This is a genomic window from Sulfuriflexus sp. (genome assembly GCF_032250955.1).
In the GTDB taxonomy this organism is placed as follows: Bacteria; Pseudomonadota; Gammaproteobacteria; order AKS1; family AKS1; genus Sulfuriflexus.
Map to the genome: position 1 here is coordinate 1 of NZ_JAVVES010000108.1, position 5,075 is coordinate 5,075.

Below are 5,075 nucleotides of genomic sequence, written 5' to 3' on the forward strand. Positions count from 1 at the left end.
AGGTGTTATCGAATCTAAATCCCCTCACCCTAACCCTCTCCCGAAGGGAGAGGGAATTAACGGGACAGCAGTGATAATTATTTTATAATTTCTCTGCGATCTTTGCGTCTTGCCCTGAACCTTCGGGGCGATGGTTAGGGTATCCATAATGAAACGCGAAGCGGTTCTATGGTCCGCGAACTCTGCGTTGGGCTTTATTTATACAGCACTTATCCACAGGCTTATCCATTGTCTGCTGGCAGGGGCGGGCGTAGTATCGAATGGATAAAAATGTGCACTGGGTCGGTCTTTTCTGGTCCGGGCCACGCCGAAACACTGGTATAATCAATGCTGATAACAGGTCGAGTCACATAGCTCTCAGAAAATGGTAGAAATCGTTAAAAACGCCAGTTTTGCCGCCCATGATCCCGCCATGGCCGCGCTCAAGGTGCCACCGCACTCCGTGGAGGCCGAACAGTCGGTGCTCGGTGGCCTGATGCTCGATAACGAGCGCTGGGACAGCGTCTCCGAGATCGTCAGCGAGATTGATTTTTATCGTCACGACCACCGCCAGATATTCCGGGCCATCGCCTACCTTGTCAGCAAGGAGAGCCCTTATGATGCGGTCACGGTCTCGGAATACCTGCACGACCTCGGCGAACTGGATAACGCCGGCGGCCTGGCCTATCTCGGCAGCGTGGTGCAAAACACCCCGAGCGCGGCGAATATCAGGGCCTATGCCGAGATCGTGCGCGAACGCTCCATCCTGCGTCAGCTCATTTCGGTGGGGACCGAGATCAGTGATGCCGCATTTAACACGCAGGGTCGCGAGAGTACCGAGATCCTAGATGAGGCCGAGCGCAGCGTCTTCCAGATCGCCGAGCAACGCGCACGCGGTCGCAAGGGTGCACGTGGTATCAAGGACTTGCTGAATGCGAGCCTGGATCGCATCGACACGCTGCACAAGTCCGGCGGCGGGCTGACCGGTGTTTCTACCGGTTTTGATGATCTGGATGAGAAGACCTCCGGCCTGCAGCGCTCAGACCTTATTATCGTTGCCGGTCGCCCCTCCATGGGCAAGACCGCCTTTGCCATGAACCTGGCCGAATATGCGGCCATCAAGTCCGGTGAACCGGTCGCCATTTTCAGTATGGAAATGCCGGGCGAACAACTGACCATGCGTATGATGTCATCCCTGGGCCGGATTGATTCGAACAAGGTACGTACAGGCGCCCTGGAAACGGATGACTGGCCGGCCCTGAGTTCCGCGGTGAGTATCCTCTCCGAGGCGCCCTTGTTTATCGATGACACGCCGGCCTTGACGCCGGGCGAATTGCGCACACGCGCCCGCCGTATTAAGCGTGATAACGGCGGCAAGCTGGGCATGATCGTCGTCGATTACCTGCAGCTGATGCAGGGCAGCAACGGCAGCCGAAATGAAAACCGCACCACCGAGATATCGGAAATCTCCCGCTCCCTGAAATCGCTGGCCAAGGAGCTTGATGTGCCAGTGATCGCCCTGTCGCAGCTTAACCGTAGTCTCGAGCAACGCACCGACAAGCGCCCGGTCATGTCAGACCTGCGCGAGTCCGGCGCGATCGAGCAGGATGCCGATGTCATCCTGTTTATCTACCGTGACGAGGTCTATAACGAAAACACCGAATATAAAGGCTCCGCCGAGATCATTATCGGCAAACAGCGTAATGGTCCCATCGGTAAAGTCATCCTGACCTTCCGCGGTCAGTTCACGCGTTTCGAGAATTTCGCACCCGATGCCTATGGTAGAGATTTTGAATGAGTCGTCCGCTGCGCGCGGAAATCCGCCTCTCCTCACTCCAGCATAATTTACAACGCGCCCGCGCGGCGGCACCGCACTCGCAGGTTATGGCCGCCATCAAGGCCAATGCCTATGGCCATGGCATGACGCGTGTTGCGCATGCCCTGCATGACGTGGATGCCTTTGCCGTGGCCAGTATCGAAGAGGCTATTATCCTGCGCGAGGCAGGGGTGCATGCTGATATTGTCTTGCTCGAGGGCATGTTCAGTGCCGACGAGATACTCCTGGTGCAGGCCTATGACGTCCAGCTGGTTATCCATAACCTGCAACAGATCGAATGGCTGGCGGCGGCCAGGCTGCCCAGGCCGCTGGTGACCTGGCTGAAAATCGATACCGGCATGCATCGCCTGGGCATCCCTCCGGCGGCCTTTGCGGGCTTTTATCAACGCCTGAGCGAGTGCGAGACGGTCGCTGAAGTCCGTTTCATGACCCACTTTGCCTGCGCCGATGAAAGACACAACCCGGCCTCTGCCCGACAGATGGAAGCATTCGATGCCTGCCTGGGACAGGCCATCGGGCAACGTTCCCTGGCCAACTCGGCCGCCGTCCTCGCCCATCCCGCAAGTCATGCCGACTGGATCCGCCCCGGCATCATGCTCTATGGTGCCAGCCCGTTGCAGGGTGAAAGTGCGGCCTCGTTGGGGCTGGAACCGGCGATGACCTTCAGGAGCCAGTTGATCGCGGTAAACAGCCTGCGCAAGGGTGACTGTGTCGGGTATGGCGCGGAATGGACCTGTCCGCAAGACATGCCCGTCGGCGTGGTTGCCTGTGGTTACGGCGACGGCTATCCACGGCATGTCCGGGCGGGCACGCCTGTGCTCGTTAATGGGCAGCGCGTGCCACTGGTCGGCCGGGTCTCCATGGACATGCTGACCGTGGACCTGCGTGGTTGCGAGGCCCAGGTCGGCGACGAGGTCGTGCTATGGGGCGAAGGCCTGCCGGCTGATGAAGTGGCAGAGTCCGCCGGGACGATTGCCTACGAATTGTTTTGCCAGCTCACGGCACGTGTGCCGTTTGTCGAGGTATAGGATGAACCAGCATGGCCAGAGATAAACACGTCTACACCTGTACCGCCTGCGGCGGCCAGTCCAGCAAGTGGAGTGGCCAGTGTGGTGACTGCGGCGAGTGGAACAGCATTGAAGAGACCGTGGTGCGCGCCGCTGCGGGTGGCGCGAAGGCCGCACGCTTTCAGGGCTATGCCGGCGAGAGCAAGGTCCAGTCCCTGAGTGATATCCAGCCGGAACAGGAAAGCCGTCACCCGATCGGTATCTCGGAACTGGACCGCGTACTCGGCGGGGGCCTGGTGCGCGGGTCCGTAGTACTCATTGGTGGTGACCCTGGCATCGGCAAGTCCACCATCCTGCAGCAGGCCATGGCCGCGCTCGGCAAAAGCCTCAACACCCTTTACATTACCGGTGAAGAGTCCCTGCAACAGGTCAGCATGCGCGCGCACCGGTTGGGCCTGAGTGATATCGATATTGGTCTGCTCAGTGAGACCCGCGTTGAGCGCATCCTCGACATCGCGCAAAAAGAAAAGCCGCAAGTGATGGTCATTGATTCCATCCAGACCGTATATACCGACATGCTGCAGTCCGCCCCCGGCTCGGTGGCACAGGTGCGCGAGAGTGCCGCGCAACTGGTGCGCTTTGCCAAGCAGACCGGCACGGCATTGTTTTTGGTTGGCCACGTCACCAAGGAAGGCGCGCTGGCCGGGCCACGCGTACTCGAACACATGGTTGATACCGTGTTGTACTTCGAAGGTGACAGCAGCAGCCCCTACCGCGTGATCCGCGCGGTGAAAAACCGTTTTGGCGCCGTCAATGAACTCGGCGTCTTCGCCATGACCGAAGACGGCCTGCGCGAGGTCGCCAACCCTTCCGCCATATTCCTCTCCAGACACGCCGAAGACGTGCCCGGCAGCGTGGTCATGGTCACGCGCGAAGGCAGCCGCCCCTTGCTGGTGGAAGTGCAGGCCCTGGTTGCCGAGAGCCACCTCGCCAACCCGCGCCGTGTCGCCCTCGGCCTCGACGCGCAACGCCTCTCCATGTTGCTTGCACTCCTGCACCGTCACGGCGGCATCGCCATGTACGACCAGGACGTGTTCGTCAACGCCGTCGGCGGCGTGCGCATCAACGAGACCGGCGCCGACCTGGCGCTAATCCTCGCCATCCTGTCCAGTTATCGTGACCGGCCGCTCCCCAAAGAGTGGATCATCTTCGGTGAAGTTGGCCTCGCCGGCGAGATCCGCCCGGTACAGAACGGCCAGGAACGCCTAAAGGAAGCCGCCAAGCACGGCTACACGAAGGCAATCGTACCCAAGGCCAATGCACCGAAAAAACCGATAGCCGGCATGGAGGTGCAGGGGGTGAGTCGGTTGTCGGAGGTGCTGGACAGTATATGGGATTAAAAAGGATTGATGATTTAGGATTGATGATTGATGAATGGAAGTGCATAGATCAAGGCAATCAAGTGGTCTGACACCATGATTCCCCTTGATTCGGAACCGGGATACAGACAACCTGGACATATCGCAATTCCTTTAGCAAAAATAACTCGCTGGCACCCTATATGCCTGCTAGGATTGTGTGAAATAAAAACATAAAAACTCAAATGAGATAGACAGACGTCTGTCTTTTACCGGGAAAGGCAGAATTCTGTCTATATCACTGTTATAAGTCATAAGAGATTAAATATGAGTGCTAGCTATAGGAATCTATTCTGGGCAGGATTTATTGCAGTAATGTTCTTCCTATACTACAGCCAAGTAGCTACTTACTGGGTTGGCAAAGAGTGGGTAGATCCATTAATCGCAAATTTTGTAATTGCTTCAGCGATCTTTGGTTTTATCACCTTTGTTGGACTCCGGGGTGAACTGTTTGGGAAGGTTGTTTTCCTGGTAGTAATGCCAGCCATCCCTTTTCTTGTCCTTCTCCTAGGCCATGAAGGCGTACTTTCAGAAGAGGGACTGGGCTTGGTAGTTTTTGCGTCAATGCAATTGCCGTACTGGGTTGGGGGTATTGTTGGTGGTGTTTTTACTTCTTTGGCTCGCAAATTAATGACTTCTAACAATCGCTCAAGGAGCGGGACCGCAAAAAGCACGCGGCCCATTAGCTAAATCGTTATGTGAACTAAATAAATTATGGAGAACTATTTATTTACTTTATTGTTATCTTTAATAGTTATAGGAAATTTATCCTTTTTCGGCTCTTCGGAAAAATTAGTGGGTAAAAATATAGCGAATTTGGAGCAATAGAGATAG

4 protein-coding genes are annotated in these 5,075 nt (G+C 56.5%); all 4 read left to right on the top strand.

Annotated elements, in window-relative coordinates:
* The first annotated feature begins 412 nt into the window (after nt 1–412).
* Complete coding sequence (gene dnaB / locus RQ738_RS13100) at nt 413–1,777, top strand: replicative DNA helicase (protein WP_409929555.1); 1,365 nt, start codon at nt 413–415, stop codon at nt 1,775–1,777.
* Nucleotides 1,774–2,844, top strand: a complete 1,071-nt coding sequence (alr, locus tag RQ738_RS13105) for an alanine racemase (protein WP_314165746.1) — start codon at nt 1,774–1,776, stop codon at nt 2,842–2,844. The genes dnaB and alr overlap by 4 nt, the downstream gene beginning before the upstream one ends.
* A gap of 11 nt (nt 2,845–2,855) precedes the next feature.
* On the top strand, nt 2,856–4,223 hold the full coding sequence (gene radA, locus RQ738_RS13110) for a DNA repair protein RadA (protein ID WP_314165748.1): 1,368 nt from the start codon (nt 2,856–2,858) through the stop codon (nt 4,221–4,223).
* Between the two features lie 285 nt (nt 4,224–4,508).
* Nucleotides 4,509–4,931 (top strand): hypothetical protein, encoded by a 423-nt coding sequence (locus RQ738_RS13115; RefSeq protein WP_314165749.1) that lies wholly within the window; start codon nt 4,509–4,511, stop codon nt 4,929–4,931.
* Nucleotides 4,932–5,075: the final 144 nt, after the last annotated feature.

Bases quoted from the DNA above. Each gene is read 5' to 3' on its own strand.
- dnaB (WP_409929555.1), top strand. From the start codon at position 413: ATGGCCGCGCTCAAGGTGCCACCGCACTCCGTGGAGGCCGAACAGTCG.
- radA (WP_314165748.1), top strand. From the start codon at position 2,856: ATGGCCAGAGATAAACACGTCTACACCTGTACCGCCTGCGGCGGCCAG.
- alr (WP_314165746.1), top strand. From the start codon at position 1,774: ATGAGTCGTCCGCTGCGCGCGGAAATCCGCCTCTCCTCACTCCAGCAT.
- RQ738_RS13115 (WP_314165749.1), top strand. From the start codon at position 4,509: ATGAGTGCTAGCTATAGGAATCTATTCTGGGCAGGATTTATTGCAGTA.